At 66.6% G+C, this 15,650-nt stretch carries 10 protein-coding genes; 6 read left to right on the top strand and 4 right to left on the bottom strand.

The window, feature by feature from the left end; all coding sequences use genetic code 11:
* Positions 1-3: 3 nt before the first annotated feature.
* Positions 4-1,092 (bottom strand): iron-sulfur cluster carrier protein ApbC, encoded by a 1,089-nt coding sequence (gene apbC / locus AC1Q7Q_RS38610; protein ID WP_492374972.1) that lies wholly within the window; start codon positions 1,090-1,092, stop codon positions 4-6.
* A 323-nt stretch (positions 1,093-1,415) separates the two neighbouring features.
* Between apbC and AC1Q7Q_RS38605 the strand changes: the two genes are divergently transcribed.
* From AC1Q7Q_RS38605 to AC1Q7Q_RS38595, 3 genes are all read left to right on the top strand, one after another.
* Positions 1,416-2,048: a YiaD family glycine zipper/OmpA-like lipoprotein gene (locus tag AC1Q7Q_RS38605; protein ID WP_150984015.1), complete on the top strand. Its 633-nt coding sequence runs from the start codon at positions 1,416-1,418 to the stop codon at positions 2,046-2,048.
* A 324-nt stretch (positions 2,049-2,372) separates the two neighbouring features.
* Positions 2,373-4,442, top strand: coding sequence for a methionine--tRNA ligase (gene metG / locus AC1Q7Q_RS38600; protein WP_492374971.1), 2,070 nt, complete (start codon positions 2,373-2,375; stop codon positions 4,440-4,442).
* Positions 4,443-4,573: 131 nt separating this feature from the next.
* The gene (locus AC1Q7Q_RS38595; RefSeq protein ID WP_492387289.1) at positions 4,574-6,439 is read left to right on the top strand and encodes a SulP family inorganic anion transporter; all 1,866 of its coding nucleotides are present in this window, start codon (positions 4,574-4,576) and stop codon (positions 6,437-6,439) included.
* Here AC1Q7Q_RS38595 and bamE read toward each other — a convergent pair.
* From bamE to AC1Q7Q_RS38580, 3 genes are all read right to left on the bottom strand, one after another.
* Positions 6,436-6,978: an outer membrane protein assembly factor BamE domain-containing protein gene (gene bamE, locus AC1Q7Q_RS38590; protein ID WP_043352217.1), complete on the bottom strand. Its 543-nt coding sequence runs from the start codon at positions 6,976-6,978 to the stop codon at positions 6,436-6,438. The two genes, AC1Q7Q_RS38595 and bamE, sit on opposite strands and share 4 nt — an antisense overlap.
* Before the next feature lie 76 nt (positions 6,979-7,054).
* Positions 7,055-11,194 carry a translocation/assembly module TamB domain-containing protein gene (locus AC1Q7Q_RS38585; RefSeq protein WP_492374969.1) on the bottom strand — a complete coding sequence of 1,380 codons (4,140 nt, stop codon included), beginning with the start codon at positions 11,192-11,194 and terminating at the stop codon, positions 7,055-7,057.
* 79 nt (positions 11,195-11,273) lie between these two features.
* Positions 11,274-13,130, bottom strand: coding sequence for an autotransporter assembly complex protein TamA (locus tag AC1Q7Q_RS38580; protein WP_492374968.1), 1,857 nt, complete (start codon positions 13,128-13,130; stop codon positions 11,274-11,276).
* 243 nt (positions 13,131-13,373) lie between these two features.
* Between AC1Q7Q_RS38580 and AC1Q7Q_RS38575 the strand changes: the two genes are divergently transcribed.
* The 3 genes from AC1Q7Q_RS38575 to panC all read left to right on the top strand — a co-directional run bounded on the left by AC1Q7Q_RS38575 (position 13,374) and on the right by panC (position 15,477).
* Positions 13,374-13,562 (top strand): DUF3460 family protein, encoded by a 189-nt coding sequence (locus AC1Q7Q_RS38575; RefSeq protein WP_006160566.1) that lies wholly within the window; start codon positions 13,374-13,376, stop codon positions 13,560-13,562.
* 46 nt (positions 13,563-13,608) lie between these two features.
* The gene (locus AC1Q7Q_RS38570; RefSeq protein ID WP_174422669.1) at positions 13,609-14,490 is read left to right on the top strand and encodes a segregation and condensation protein A; all 882 of its coding nucleotides are present in this window, start codon (positions 13,609-13,611) and stop codon (positions 14,488-14,490) included.
* 138 nt (positions 14,491-14,628) lie between these two features.
* Complete coding sequence (panC, locus tag AC1Q7Q_RS38565) at positions 14,629-15,477, top strand: pantoate--beta-alanine ligase (RefSeq protein ID WP_492374967.1); 849 nt, start codon at positions 14,629-14,631, stop codon at positions 15,475-15,477.
* Positions 15,478-15,650 lie beyond the last annotated feature (173 nt).

The following is a 15,650-nucleotide window of genomic DNA, read 5'->3' as shown; positions in this document are numbered from 1 at the left end:
GGATCAGGTGTTCTGCACCACGATACTGGGGAACTTGCTGGTCATATCGCGGGCGCGGTCGGCCACCTTGATAGCCACCTTGCGCGCCATGGCGCGGTACAGCTCGGCGATCGGGCTATCAGGATCGGACACCACGGTGGGCCGGCCGGTGTCGGTCTGCTCGCGGATCGAGCGGTTAAGCGGCATGCTGCCCAGCAGGTCCACGCCGTAGTCCTCGCACATCTTCTCGCCACCGCCTTCGCCGAAGATATGCTCGACGTGGCCGCAGTTCGGGCAGCAGTAGACAGCCATGTTCTCGACGATGCCGAGAATGGGGATGCCCACCTTCTCGAACATCTTCAGGCCCTTCTTGGCGTCCAGCAGGGCGATATCCTGGGGGGTGGTGACGATGACGGCACCCGTCACCGGCACTTTCTGCGACAGCGTCAGCTGGATGTCGCCGGTGCCCGGCGGCATGTCGACGATCAGGTAATCGAGATCGTGCCAGTTGGTCTGGCGCAGCAACTGCTCCAGCGCCGAGGTCACCATCGGGCCACGCCACACCATCGGGTTGTCCTGCTCGATCAGGAAGCCGATCGAGTTGGCCTGCAGGCCGTGGCCTTCGAGCGGTTCCATGGTCTGGCCATCGGACGACTCCGGGCGGCCATCGATGCCCAGCATCATGGGCAGGCTCGGGCCGTAGATGTCGGCGTCGAGCATGCCCACGCGGGCACCCTCGGCGGACAGCGCCAGCGCCAGGTTGACGGCGGTGGTGGACTTGCCCACGCCGCCCTTGCCCGACGCCACGGCGATCACGTTCTTGACGCCCGGCAGCAGCTTGACGCCGCGCTGCACCGCGTGGGCCACGATTTTCATGCTGACGGCCACGTTGGCATTGGCCACGCCAGGCAACTGGCGCAGCGCATCCACCACTTGTTTGCGGATCGGTTCCAGCTGGCTCTTGCCGGGATAACCCAGCTCCACTTCCAGCGACACATCGCCGCCTTCGACCCGCACATTGCGAGCCGAACGGGTGGACACCAGATCCCGGCCCGTGTTGGGGTCGATCACGGTGCGCAGGACTTCGGTAACCTGGTCGACGGTGAGGCTCAAGACAATCTCCGCTACTGAATATGGGAATATGGGGGAAGGCGCGTACTTTATCAAAGTATGAGCGAAGTGCGGCGCAAGGGTAACGTGAGGGTAATGCGAGAGCGGCAAGCCCAGGATCTACACGTGGAATTACACGCACTTACAACTGTCACAGCAACAGGCTTGTGCACCCGGCACCATCTCCTTATTGTAGTGCGCCAGGAACGCGAGCCCGGTGAATACGGTCCGGGCCCTTGTATTCAGGTGTCTTCCGCGTTATTTCTAGCGGTGTTGCGCGCACCACTTCAAAATCAGCCAAAACGCTTCGTCCTGAAGGAGAAAGCATGAAACTCAAGCTCGTCAGCCTTGCCATTGTCGCCACCCTTGCCGCGGGCTGCGCCACAGAGCAAGGCACCCAGACCGCGGTCGGCACCGGCGTGGGCGCTGCGGTCGGCGCCGGCCTGGGCAACCTGATCGGCGGCAATACCACCGGCACGCTCGTCGGCGCGGCGGTCGGCGGGGCCCTGGGCGGGGCCACGGGTTACAACTGGAACGCAATCCGCGGCAAGCTGAACAAGGACACGGCGGGCACGGGCACGCAGATCACCGAGCAGCCGGACGGCTCGCTCAAGGTGAACATCCCGAGCCAGGTGACCTTCGATACGGACAGCGCCACCATCAAGCCGTCGTTCCGATCGGTGCTCGACCAGGTCTCGCAGACCCTTGCCCAGCAACAGGACGTCTCTGCCACCGTGGTGGGCCATACCGACAGCACCGGCAACCCGAACTACAACATGCAGTTGTCGCAGCGCCGCGCCCAGAGCGTCGCAACCTACCTGGGTGACCGAGGCGTTGCCCGGACCCGCCTGGCAGCCGAAGGACGGGGCCAGACCCAGCCGGTCGCGGACAACGCCACCGAGGCCGGGCGCGCACAAAATCGCCGGGTCGAAATTTATTTGAAACCAATTCAGAGATGATGCGGTCATAGAAATAGGTACCGCTTGTCACCGTTGCTGGCTCGCGATGGGTGGCTGACCTCCCGGGCGGTACCTGATTTCTCCTCCTTTTCCGTTGTGGAAAGCTGCGCCGGCTCTGACCGGCGCTTTTTTTGTCCTCAGTTTATTGAGCGCCTCTTGCGTCACTAAATATCACTCGAAGCCCTCTCTTCCGCCTGCGCGCTGCCGCAGTGCACGCGCTGCCCGCCCCGCTTGTTAGAATAGCCCTCTCACGGTGCCCGCCCGACTTTGGTGGCGACGCCCCCCGCCTTACCGTCCACCCCCCTCCTGACCGGCAATTTTTCCATGACCGCACGTCGCATCCTCGTTACTTCTGCCCTGCCCTACGCCAACGGCCAGATCCATATCGGCCACCTGGTGGAATACATCCAGACCGACATCTGGGTGCGCTTCCAGCGCATGATGGCGAACGAGGTCTACTACGTCGGCGCGGACGACACGCACGGCACCCCGGTGATGCTGCGGGCCGAGAAGGAAGGCATTACGCCCAAGCAGCTGATCGATCGCGTGTGGACCGAGCACAAGCGCGACTTCGACAGCTTCATGGTGTCGTTCGACAACTACTACAGCACCGACTCGGATGAGAACAAGCAGCTCTCCGAGAAGATCTACCTGGCGCTGAAGGCCGAGGACCTGATCGCCGAGCGCGAGGTCGAGCAGTTCTACGACCCGGTCAAGAACATGTTCCTGCCGGACCGCTTCATCAAGGGCGAATGTCCGAAGTGCGGCGCCAAGGACCAGTACGGCGACTCATGCGAAGTCTGCGGCACGACCTACGTGCCCACCGACCTGAAAAACCCGTACTCGGTGGTGTCGGGCGCCACCCCGGTGCGCAAGTCCTCCGCGCATTACTTCTTCAAGCTGTCCGACCCGCGCTGCGAAACCTTCCTGCGCGAGTGGGTGGCCGACCTGGCCCAGCCGGAAGCGGCCAACAAGATGCAGGAATGGCTGGGCGCCGAAGGCGAGGCTTCCACGCTCTCGGACTGGGACATCTCGCGCGATGCGCCCTACTTCGGCTTTGAGATTCCCGGCGCTCCCGGCAAGTATTTCTACGTGTGGCTGGATGCGCCGATCGGCTACTACGCCAGCTTCAAGAACCTGGCCGAAAAGAAGGGCATCGATTTCGACGCCTGGGTAGGCCCGCACTCCACCGCCGAGCAATATCATTTCATCGGCAAGGACATCCTGTACTTCCACACGCTGTTCTGGCCGGCCATGCTGCGCTTCTCGGGCTACCGCACGCCCACCAACGTGTTTGCCCACGGCTTCCTGACGGTGGACGGCGCCAAGATGAGCAAGTCGCGCGGCACCTTCATTACCGCGCAGAGCTATATCGACACCGGCATGAACCCGGAATGGCTGCGCTACTACTTCGCCGCCAAGCTCAACGCCAGCATGGAAGACCTCGACTTGAACCTCGATGACTTCATTGCGCGCGTGAACAGCGACCTGATCGGCAAGTACGTCAACATTGCCAGCCGCGCCGCCGGCTTCCTGGTCAAGCGTTTCGACGGCGTGGTGGACGAGGCCGCGCTGGCCAACCCGCTGCTCAAGCAATTGCGTGAAGCCGCGCCGCAAGTGGCACAGTTCTATGAAGCCCGCGAGTACAGCAAGGCGCTGCGCCTGGTGATGGAGCTCACGGATTCGGTGAACGCCTTCGTCGACACGGAGAAGCCGTGGGAGCTGGCACGCGACGAAAGCAAGCGCGCGGCCCTGCACGCTGCGTGCTCGGTCTCGCTGGAAGCCTTCCGCCTGCTCACCGTCTACCTCAAGCCGGTGGTGCCGCAAATGGCCGCGGGCGTGGAGCGATTCCTCAATATCGAGCCGCTGGACTGGCGCGGCATCGACAAGCAACTCTCGGCTTCGCGCCCGGTGCAGCCGTACTCGCACCTGATGACGCGCGTGGATGCCAAGCAGGTCGACGCGCTGCTGGCCGCCAACCGCGACTCGCTGCAGGCCACCGCGCCCGCCGGTGAAGCGGATGCCGCCGCTGCGTCGATCGAGCCCATCGCCGACACCATCACAATCGACGACTTCGCCAAGATCGACCTGCGCGTGGCCAAGATCGTGGACTGCCAGAAGGTGGAAGGATCGAGCAAGCTGCTGCAGCTCACGCTGGACCTGGGCGAAGGCAAGACGCGCAACGTCTTCTCCGGCATCCAGTCGGCCTACACGCCCGAGCAGCTGGTGGGCAAGCTCACCGTGATGGTGGCCAACCTGGCTCCGCGCAAGATGAAGTTCGGGCTGTCCGAGGGCATGGTGCTGGCCGCATCGGCAGCGGATGAGAAAGCCACGCCGGGCCTCTGGATCCTGGAGCCGCACGAAGGCGCTGTGCCGGGCATGCGCATCGGCTGACCCGCGGGGGCGGTTAGGCGCGCCAGCGCTGAGCCGCCAACGCGCCATGGCGCCGGCGCCGATTGACGCCACGCCCCCGGGAAGCCCATACTGCACCCATGCCCGACAGGGTGTTGATGGGATTTCCTGGCATGCCCGACAGCGTTCCCGGCCACGCCCCCGCCCCCGCTGGCACGCCAGCGCCGCCCGCTGGCGGCAGGCCGCGCCTACGCCAGCCCTTCCCCCTCGCCGCCTTCCACCCGCGCCTGCTCGACAGCCTGCGCGACTACAACCGCGCCCTCTTCTTCAAGGACCTCGCCGCCGGCCTCACCGTGGGTGTGGTGGCGCTGCCGCTGGCGATGGCCTTTGCCATCGCCAGCGGGATGCCACCGCAGGCCGGCCTGTTCACCGCCATCATCGCGGGCTTCCTGATCGCCGCGCTGGGCGGCTCGCCGGTGCAGATCGGCGGTCCCGCCGGCGCCTTCATCGTCATCGTCTACGGCATCGTGGCGCGCTACGGCGTGGCCAACCTGCTGATCGCTACCATCCTGGCGGGCGGCCTGCTGTTCGCCATGGGGCTGTTCCGGCTAGGCACCCTGATCCGCTTTATCCCCGTGGCCATCGTGATCGGCTTCACCAACGGCATCGCCGTGCTGATCATGGTCTCGCAGATCGCCGATTTCCTTGGCCTGCAAACCGGCAAGCTGCCTGGCAACTTCCTTTCGCAGATGCGTGTGCTGGGACGCGCCCTGCCCACGGTGTCCTGGCCCACGGTGGCACTGGCGGTCAGCTCGCTGGTGGTGGTGGCGGGCTGGTCGCGCCTGGCCCTGCTGGCAGGCAAGCGCTGGCGCCCCGTATCGACGATTGCGGCAAACCCGGCAAGCCCGCCCAATGCGCACGGCCGCCTTGGCCGCGCGCTGGCCATCGTTCCCGGCACGGTGACAGCGCTGGTGCTAGCCACCGCGGCCAATGCCCTGCTGCACTTGCCGGTGGAGACCATCGGCACGCGCTTCGGCGGCATTCCGCAGGGTCTGCCGCCGTTTGCGCTGCCGCAACTGAGCTGGCAACTGGTCCAGCAACTGGTGGCGCCCACCCTGACCATCGCCCTGCTCGGCGCCATCGAATCGCTGCTCTGCGCACGCGTGGCCGACAGCCTGATCGACGACCGCCACGATCCCAACCAGGAACTGATGGCGCAGGGCATCGCCAATATCGTCACGCCGTTCTTCGGCGGCCTGCCGGCCACGGGCACCATCGCCCGTACCGTCACCAACGTACGCAGCGGTGGGCGCACGCCGGTGGCTGGCATGATCCACGCCGCCACACTGCTGCTGATCGTGCTGGTGGCGGCGCCACTGGCCAGCGCCATCCCGCTCGCCACGCTGGCCGCCATCCTGCTCTACGTGGCGTGGAACATGGGCGAGTGGCATGTGTTCGGGCTGACGCACCTGAAGCGCTACAGCAACAACTACCGCATCATCCTGCTCGGCACCTTCGTGCTGACCGTGGTGTTCGACCTGACCGTGGCGGTGCAGGTGGGACTGGTGCTCGCCTGCCTGTTCTTCATCTACCGCATGGCCGCGCTCACGCAGATCGAGGCGATCGCGCCAGCCGCGCTGCCCCCGGCGGCCGACGGCAGGCCGCTGCCGGCCGGCGAGGTGGCGGCCTATCACATGACCGGCGCGCTCTTCTTCGGCGCCGTCAACAAAGTGGAAGCGCTGATCGACCCCCGCGACCGCACGCAGCCGGTACCGGCGGTGCTGATCCTGGACGTGGGCAAGCTGGTGGCACTGGACACCACCGGCCTGGACACGCTGGACGCCTTGCGCAAGACGCTGGCGCGGCGTGGCGGCACGCTGGTGCTGTGCGCCGCGGCAGCACAGGTGATGTCGCTGATGCGGCGCGCGGGCTTCCTGGAACAGATGGGCACGGCAAACTATTGCGACACGCTGGCCGCAGCCTGTGCCAGGGCCGGCGTCTTGCTCGCAGAGCGGGCCGAGCGGCCCGCGGCAGGCTAACCGCCCTGCAGCCTCTCGTCGCTGCGCGAGGTGTGCGTTACCTTGCCGTCAGCGTTGAAATGCACGTTGAAGAACGCCTTCTCCTGCGCGCTTTCCCACCAGCGGTAGCCCCACACCTCTTCCTTCTTGAGCGCGAAAGCTTCCACCTTGGTAGGCTTGCCGACCAGGCGGCGGATATCGTCGCGGCTCATGCCGGCGCGCACGCGCGCGAAGTTCTCCGCGGTCAGCACCTGCTCGATCGCGCGCACCTTGCCATCGGCGCCGATCGTCACCATCCAGGTGGTGGCGCCTTCCGGGCCGCGCGGGTATTCCAGCCGGCGGCCGCCGTCCTCTTCTTCCCAGGTGATCTCCGGGCGCCCGGCCTGTTTGCGCACGTCGTCCTCGCTGGATTCGCCCACCACGATGCCCTTGAACAACTGGCTGTCGGGCTTGACCGAGTTCCAGGTGGCGTGCGCGGTATCGCCCGCCTTCTTCATCGCTTCGTCGACCTTTTGCTGGTCGCACCCGAACAGGGCAAGCACGGAGGAAATCAGTCCCATGGCGGCAAGGCGTCGGTAAGACGCGGCAGTGACGGAGGTGGCGGAGGTGGGCGGCACGCAGATCATGGCGCGTGTCTCAGGGCTGCGCGGGCGCGGCTGCGTCCGTTGCATTGCTGTCGGCATCCTGGCTGGCATCGGTCTGGCTCCTCGCGGTTCCGGCGCGGCTGGACGCGCCCGTGAACAAATTACCCCAACTGTCGAAGCGGCGGTTAAACAGCACCGAAAGCCCGTTGATCGAGCCGCCCTTGGCAATCAGCGACCAGCGCCGCGAGAATGCCCAGGTCAGCTTGACCACGTTGCTGGCACTGGTCAGGCTCTGCTCATAGCCCGCCGAGATCTTTTCGGTCACGGCCTTGCCCACGCTGACCACCTGCTGGTCGTTGAGGCCGGCCGTGCTTGGCCCGATCGAAAACTCGTCGATGCCCAGATGCTGCACGATCCCCTTGCCCGCGCGCCCGCCCAGCATGCCCAGCGCGGCACCGCCCAGGGCCCCCGCACTCAGTTGCTGCTGCTGTCCGGCCGCGGCGCCTTCCGCGCCGTAGCCGAACATGAGCCATGACAGCTTATCCTCCTCCGGCACATTCGGCTCGGACACCAGCTTGACGCGCGGCAGGCGTACCGTGCCGGTCACCTCCACCCCCGCCTCCACTTCCTGGTTGCGGCGCATGGCGCGGATATTGAGGTTGGGATTGTCCACCGGCCCGTTGAAATTGACGATGCCGCGCTCGATGTTGAGCTTGCGCCCGAACGCTTCATAGGTGCCGTCGGTCACGCGGATGGTGCCGGTGGCGCGCAGCGGCGTCAGTGGGGCGCTGCGCACGCCAAGCTGCCCGCCCAGGCGCAGGTCCGCGCCGGCCCCGCGGAAGCGGAAATTGTCGCCAAGGTCGAGCGTGAGGTCGATCAGCGGGCTGAAGCGGCTGGCCGGCTTGGCCTCCGGCACCGGCGTGGCGGCGGTCTTGATCTCGCGCTGGTCGCGGCGGCGCACCACCACTACGTCGTCGCCCAGCTCCGGGGCGCCGGCCTTGGGCAGGTCGAACAAGCCGCGATCCACGCGGAACTTGCCGCGGATCACGATCTGGCGATTCTCGTTGGCGATGCTGGCATCACCGGAAATGATCAGCGTGCGCTCGGGGCTGGCAAAGAGCTGGAGCTTGTCGGCCACGATCTTGCCCGTCAGGTTGGGATCGGTGTCGCCCAGTTTCACGTTGCCGGTGGCCACGATCTTGCCGTCGCCGCCGCGGAACTCCACCTGCTTGAGCTCGATGGTGTTCTGGTCGAGCACCACGTGCACGATGCCATCGGTCAGCTGGATACCCAGGTCGTAGAGCGAGATGGCGATGCCGGTGCCGTCGATGTTGCCGGTAACGAGGGGCTGCCCGACGCTGCCCGCCAGTTGCAGGACTGCCGCCAGCTTGCCATCGAACGCGTATTGCGGGCCGCTCAGCGCCTCCAGCGACTTGATCTTCGGCACATCCAGCGAGACCTTGCCCGCCAGCGTGGAAGCCGGCGTCACCGTCATCAGGCCCTGCTCCTGGATCAGCCCGGCGGAGGCGTCTACCACCACCTTGCCGACCCGTGCGGCCTCGATGCCGCCTTTCAGGTTGACGCGGCTGCCGGCAAACTCGGCGCGCAGCGCGGTTTCTCCCAGGCCCAGCGCGGTGTAGCCCCGCCCGGCGCTCACCGAGACGTCGCCGCTGCGCCGGTGCAGCTCGGCAAAGCCGGAGGCAGACTCGGCCAGCGTGATGTTCCAGCGGCCGTCCAAGACCAGGTCCGAGCGCACCGGCGGCGCCTCGCCCGTCAAGGCCTCGGCCAGGCGCAGCACGTTGGCCACCTGCAGGCCATCGAGGTTGCCCTGGGTGCGGACGCGGCCGTGGTCGAAATCGAAGCTGTCCACAGTCACGCGGGCGCGCTCGAACTGCAGGCTGGCCGCGCCGAGATGCACGCGCTGGTCCGCCACCTGCAGTTGCGTCGGCGCGATCAGCCGCACGTTGACCGTGCCGCGCTCCTCCAAGGAGCCGATGGTGCCCTTCCAGCCGGCCGCCCCCTGCCAGGCGCCCTGCCCCGACAAGGCGAGTTGCATCGGCTTGTCGTGCAACGCGCCGGCCGCCTTCAGGTCGAAGGCATGGCTGGCCTGGGTGCCGCTGAGCGAGGCATCGAGCGTGCGCAGCGTGGCGACCGGGCCGCGATAGTCGCGGGCGTTCAGTTTCAGCGCGAGCGTGCCGTTCAGCCCCCCGCGCAACTCGGCGCTGCCGCTGGCGCTGGCCACGTGGTGCGGGCCCACCACCAGCGACTGCGCGGCATAGCTGGCCACGATCTCGGGCCGCGCCAGCGTGCCGGTGATGTCCGCGTCGAGCTTTAGCACGCCGGCCACGCCGAACTTGAGCCGATCGAGCTGCGGCGCGTCCACATGCACTTTCAGGCGGTCGCCGCGCGCGCCAAAGCTGCCGTTGATCTGGGCCTGGTTGCCGGCCATCTCCAGCGTGGCCTGGCTCGGCAGCAAGCGCTCGCCTGCCAGCCGCAGCTTGCCCTCGCCACGCATCGGCAGCCCTGCATAGACGCTGTCGCGCACCGCGAAGTCCAGCGCCACGCGGTGCTCCGGCGCTAGCGTGCCGCTGGCGGTGAAGTCCGCATTGATGCGCCCGGGCGCCACCTCGGCCACGCGGGCCGGGTCGAAATTGATCAGCTTGCCCTTGAAGCTGAAGGGCTGCGTGTCCTTCAGCGACAGCTTGCCATCGGCGTTAAGCGTGCCCGCGCCGATGCCGGCACGCAGCGAGGTCAACGTCACTGCCTCGGCATCCAGATGCGCATCGGCAAAGAGCTTGTACTCGCCGCCGGCCAGGTCCAGCGCCACGCTCTGGCGGCCGGGCTCCATCCGCAAGCTCACCGGCCCGGACAAGCGCACGCGCTTCAGGCTGCCATAGAGGGCCTGCGGGTCGAGGTCGCGCACGTCGAGGTCGAAGCCGCCGCGGCCATCGCGCAGCGCACCGCCGCCGCGGATCTCGCCGCCGCCGGCCAGCGCCACGTGCAGGTCGCGCACCATCTGCGCCGCCTCGCTGACCTCGATATGCGCTTGCACCGATTCCACCGGCAGGCGCTCGGCGTCGAGCTTGCCGGCCTCGTGGTTGACGATGCGCACGTCGCCCGCCACGCGCAGGGGCGCGCTGTCGTGGGCGCTGCCAGGCTTGGCGGCGGGCGTGGAGGCCGGCGTTGCAACTGCCGATGCCGATGCCGGCGGTGCCGCCGGGGCGCTGGCCGCTGCGCCCGGCACCGGCGTAGCCGCGCCATCCACCGGGCGCAACTCGGCCTGCACGGAAAGATTGGCACGCGGTGCCGAGGGGCTGAACAAGCGCGGATTGATGTGCTCGCCATTGACCAGCACATGGGTGAACGGCACCTTGCCAAACGGCGTCAGGTCCGCCTCGGCGCGGCCGCGCAGGCGATCACCGCTGGCCTCGGCTTGCGCGTGCAGCATGGCAAGCGAGCCACGCACATTGGCGCTGATGCTAAAGGATTCCTTCTGCCAGCTGCCCTCCAGCAGCGCGGCGCCGTTCAGCGCAAACGGCGCCTGGCCGGCGATCTGCGCATTGGCGGCCAGCTTGCCGTATGGCGTGACCAGCCGTTCCACGCTGATGCGGTGGCGTTGCCCGTCGGAATGCAGCGAGCCCGCCAGGTCGCTAAACACCATCTCGCTGGGCGTGGCCGGCGGCCCTTGCAGCAAGGTCAGGCGGTCCAGCGTGAGCGTATCCACGTCCACTGCCAATGGCAGTTCGAGCGATTTTGGCAAGGTGGCGGGCGCGCTGTCAGGCTGCGACGGCGGCAGGTGCAGCGTGACGGCGCCCACGCGCAGCGCGCTGACATGCAAGCGGGTCGGCGACCAGCCAAGCGCCCAACTGCCGTCGACACGGTCAATCGTCACCCGTGTCTCGCCGCTGGCAAACACCACATCGCGCAACCGCAGGCCATGCGCCACCGTGCCGCCTTCGAGCTTGCCAGACAACGCGCCTGAGGACAGGCGCGTGGCCAGCGACCACAGCTGGCGCGTGCCGGCCTCCGTACGCAAGGCTTGCACCACCGCCGCGAGCGCCGCCAGCACCAACAACAGCAGCACCACGACGCACCAGGCCAGCCAGCGCCCGAGGCGCGTGCGGCGCGGCCGTGCCGGCCCGGGCGGAACATCGCCGGAGGCGGGCACGGGAGGCATGTCGGGAATGCTCATGTGGCAAAACCCCTGCAACTGCGTTCATGGAGGCCGCCGTGCTGGCGGCCGGGCCGCATCGTCATCGTCAGAACAATCATCAGAACGCGACTCCCAGCGAGATATGCGGGCGGAACTGCTTTGCCTGGATGCCGTAGCCCACGTCGAGCTGCACCGGCCCCACCGGGCTGCGCCAGCGCGCGCCGATGCCCACGCCGTTGTAGAGCTTGACGCCCGTCAGGTTGTCGGTGGCCGTGCCCACGTCCCAGAAGATCGCGGCGCCCCAGTCATGCAGGAACCAGTACTGGTACTCCAGGCTCGCCGTGCCGAGGTACTTGGCCGGCAGCACGCTGGCGCCGTTGCGGGTACCGATCGACTGGTAGCCGTAGCCCCGGATCGAATCCGTGCCGCCCGCCCGAAAACGCAGCGAGGCGGGGATCTTGGTCACGTCGCCGTTGGTGATATCCGCGCCGAGCTCCAGCCTGGCCACCACCAGGTCGCGCTTGCCCACGGGCACATACTGGCGGATACGCCCGTACAGGCGGAAGAAGGTTTCGTCGCTCAGCATGTGCTTGGCGGCCACGCCCACCTGCGTGCTGATGACGTTGCCGCGGCGCGGGAACACCGGGTTGTCCACGTCGCGCCGCGTCCAGGCAAAGGCAGGCACCAGCGCCCGGCTGAGCTGGTTCGCCTCGCCGAAGGGCTGCAGGTTGTCGTAGTAATAGTCGAGCGAAATGGTGGTGTCGTACTTCTCGCGCGAGCGGGATCGTTTCAGGCCGGTGCGCAGGCTGGTCAGGTCGGTGCTTTCGAGGTCGATGGTGCGTTCGTAGCTGGCGTAGGCACTGTTGCGGTACGTCCTGCTGTCCGGCGGCATCGCGATCTCGCCGAATGCGTACTGGCGCTTTTGCTCGATGCGCGCTTGCGAGTCGAACACCCAGGCGCGGTTGAACAGGTTGTAGTACGAATATCGGCCTTCGACCTGGGCGCCGGTATCGGTGGTGTAGCCCACGCCGGACGACAGCCGATTGACGGGATACTCCCGCACCCTGACATACACCGGCACGGTGACCTTGTCGGCACTCATGTCAACCTTGGGCTCGGCGGCCCGGTCCGGACTGGTGTCGACAATCTTGCCGTCCTCCGTCGTCTCCTGCTCGCCAAGGTCGATCTGCACATTGGAGAAATACGGCTGGTTCTGGATCGCGCGCTGGAATTCCAGCAAACGCTCCACGCGGTACGGCTCGCCCTCATACAGCGGATTGACGTTGCGGATGATCTGCTCGGGATAGCGCCGCAGCCCACTGATCTTCAGCGGCCCCATGCTGTAGGCCGGGCCGCTGGCAAAGCGCGCGCTCAGGTCAGCCGCGTGCTCATCCGGCTCGATGCGGGCTTGCGAGCCGGTCAGGCGGGCCCCGTAGTAGGTGTTGCTCTGCAGCGCCACCAGGGCATCTTCCTTGGCCTTGTCCCAGTCCGCCTGGCGAAACGGCGCGGCTACCGGCAGGCCCCACTTGGCCCTGATTTCGGCGATCCGCTCCGGCGACTGGCTGGCGGCCGGGCCGGTCACGCTCACGTCGACGGCGCGAATCACCGTGCGTGCGCCCAGCTCCACCGTGATGCGCACGGTGCGCTCGTCGCCGCTGCCGTCCACCTTGGTGGTGGTCTGCGGATCGAAATAGCCTTCGGTGGAAGTGAACTGGCGGACCTGCTCGCCCACGGTCTCGACCATATAGTTGAACTGGTCGGGCGAGATATCCTCGCGGGTGCGGTAGCGCGACAGGTCCAGGTGGTCCTGCAGGATTTCCTTGATCGGCTTGGGCGCGTCCACCTCGACTTTATAGGCGGCGGCAACGGGCCCCGCGGATAGCGTCAGGGCCACCAGCAGCGGGTGCATCAGGCGGCGCAGCACGGCCGGCGCCACCGGCCGTCCGCCGGCAGGGGCGGCAAGGCCGGCGGGCATGGTGCACGGGTTCCCTGGGTCCATCCTCATCGATTGATGCACGTCACGCAAAGTCGATATTTGACCACACCCGCGCGGCCGGCCTGTCCGGCGCCGCCAAAAAGACCGCCACAAACGTCACTACAGCCGTCGCCGAAGGCGAGAGCACGGGATGAAAACGGCAGAATCGCGCGCAATCCCGTTGCCAGGCCCGCCGATACGGTAAAATCCCCGCTGTTTGTTAATTTCACCCTGTTTCCCGCCATGGCTGCCTACGAATCGGATATCACCCAGTTCCTGAAGTCGCTCAAGGACGAGCGCCCTTCCCTGGAAGCGGAGCAACGCCAGGGCCGCGCCCTGCTGTGGGACAAGAGCCCGATCAACCTCGAAGAACGTGCCCGTGCCGACGCCTCGCGCGTGGCGCAAAAGCCGTACGTCTACTCGCTGGACTGAAGCCCTTACCCGCCGCATCGCCCCACCCCCGAGCGAGCGCCCCTAGATGAACCAGAGCGAGCAGGACAAGCTGAAGCCGGCGATCGAGCTGCCGAGCGTGACGCCCGAGCAGGATTCCACGCCGGCCGCCGTCGACGGCATGGCGTTCGCTCGCCTGTACGGCGAGCCCCTGTTCAAGCTGCCGCAGGACCTGTACATCCCGCCGGATGCGCTGGAAATCTTCCTGGAAGCGTTCGAGGGGCCGCTGGATCTGTTGCTTTACCTGATCCGCAAGCAGAACTTCAACGTCCTCGATATCCCGATGGCGCAAGTGACGCGTCAGTACCTCACGTATATCGAGCAGATCCGTAAGAGCAATCTTGAGCTGGCCGCCGAGTACCTGCTGATGGCCGCCATGCTGATCGAAATCAAGTCGCGGATGCTGCTGCCGGTGAAAAAGTCCGACAGCGACGACGAAGAAGAGGATCCGCGCGCCGAGCTGGTCCGCCGCCTGCTCGAATACGAGCAGATGAAGCTGGCGGCCATGCGTATCGACCAGGTGCCGCAGCTCGGGCGCGATTTCCTGCACTCGCAGGTCTACATCGAGCAGAGCATTGCGCCGCGCTTCCCCGATGTGGAAGTGGTGGACCTGCAGGCCGCCTGGGCCGACGTGATCAAGCGCGCCAGGCTCAACCAGCACCACAAGATCTCGCGCGAGGAATTGTCCGTTCGCGAGCACATGAGCCACATCCTGCGCCGCCTGCAGCATGCCCGCTTCATGGAGTTCAGCGAGCTCTTCGAAGACGCGGTGCGTTCCGGCAAGGGCGTGCCGGTGGTGGTGGTCAACTTCATCGCCATGCTTGAGCTATCGCGCGAAGCCCTGGTCGAGATCACCCAGGCCGAACCCTTCGCACCGATTTATGTGCGATTGGCGTACATTCCCAGCTAAGCCGCACCAATAGCGCCGCCCGCCTCGGGCCACATGCTCTACAATCCGCCGACAATCGGCGCCACCTAGAGCACCGGACCGGCCTCCCGGCGCACACCCGCGCCAGGGCATTCCTACCACGACCAGCACACCAACTTCATGAAAGTCATCTCCTCCATTCACGAGTTGCGGGACCAGTTGCGCGGGCAGAACCGGGCGGCGTTCGTGCCGACCATGGGCAACCTGCACGAAGGCCACCTGTCGCTGATGCGCCTGGCGCGCCAGCATGGTGACCCGGTGGTCGCGTCGATCTTCGTCAACCGGTTGCAGTTCGGCCCCAATGAGGATTTCGACAAGTACCCGCGCACGCTGCAGGACGACATCGAGAAGCTGCAAAAGGAAGGTGTCTATGTGCTGTTTGCGCCCACCGAGCGCGACATGTACCCGGAGCCGCAGGAATACCGCGTGGAGCCGCCGCACGACCTGGGCGACATCCTGGAAGGCGAGTTCCGCCCCGGCTTCTTCAAGGGCGTATGCACCGTAGTGATGAAGCTGCTGTCCTGCGCGCAGCCGCGCGTGGCCGTGTTCGGCAAGAAGGACTACCAGCAACTGATGATCGTGCGCCGCATGGTCCATCAGTTCGCGCTGCCGATCGACATCATCCCCGCCGAAACCGTGCGCGCTGAAGACGGCCTGGCCTTGTCCTCGCGCAACCGCTACCTGACGCCCGACGAGCGCACCGAAGCCCCGGTGCTCTACAAGACACTGCACGAAGTGCGCGACACCGTCCTGGCCGCCAACAGCGCCAGCGCGGACCTCGCCGCCATCGAAGCCAGCGCCAAGGCCGCCCTGCAAGCCCGCGGCTGGCAACCCGACTACGTCGCCATCCGCAAGCGCGTGGACCTGCAAGCCCCCACCCGCGAAGAATATGTAGCCGGCGAACCGCTGGTCATCCTGACCGCAGCCAAGCTAGGCGCGACCCGGTTGATCGACAACCTGGAAATCTGACCAGCCAGGCAATGAAGCCTCCCACCCATACGTCTTAGCCGTGTGACCCGCCGCCAAGGCGGGGAACACCCCTGCGCGATGCGAAGCGAGCCGTGTAGGTGTGCCAAGGCCGTATGGGGCGCCTCGGGATTCGGCGAAAAGAGCGGAAAAGAGGGACCCATGTCTGAGTATCG

The sequence above is a fragment of the Cupriavidus sp. GW823-FHT07A04 genome (assembly GCF_058794615.1).
The sequence above is the reverse complement of the archived record's forward strand: the minus strand, read 5'-3'. Positions and strand labels throughout refer to the sequence as shown.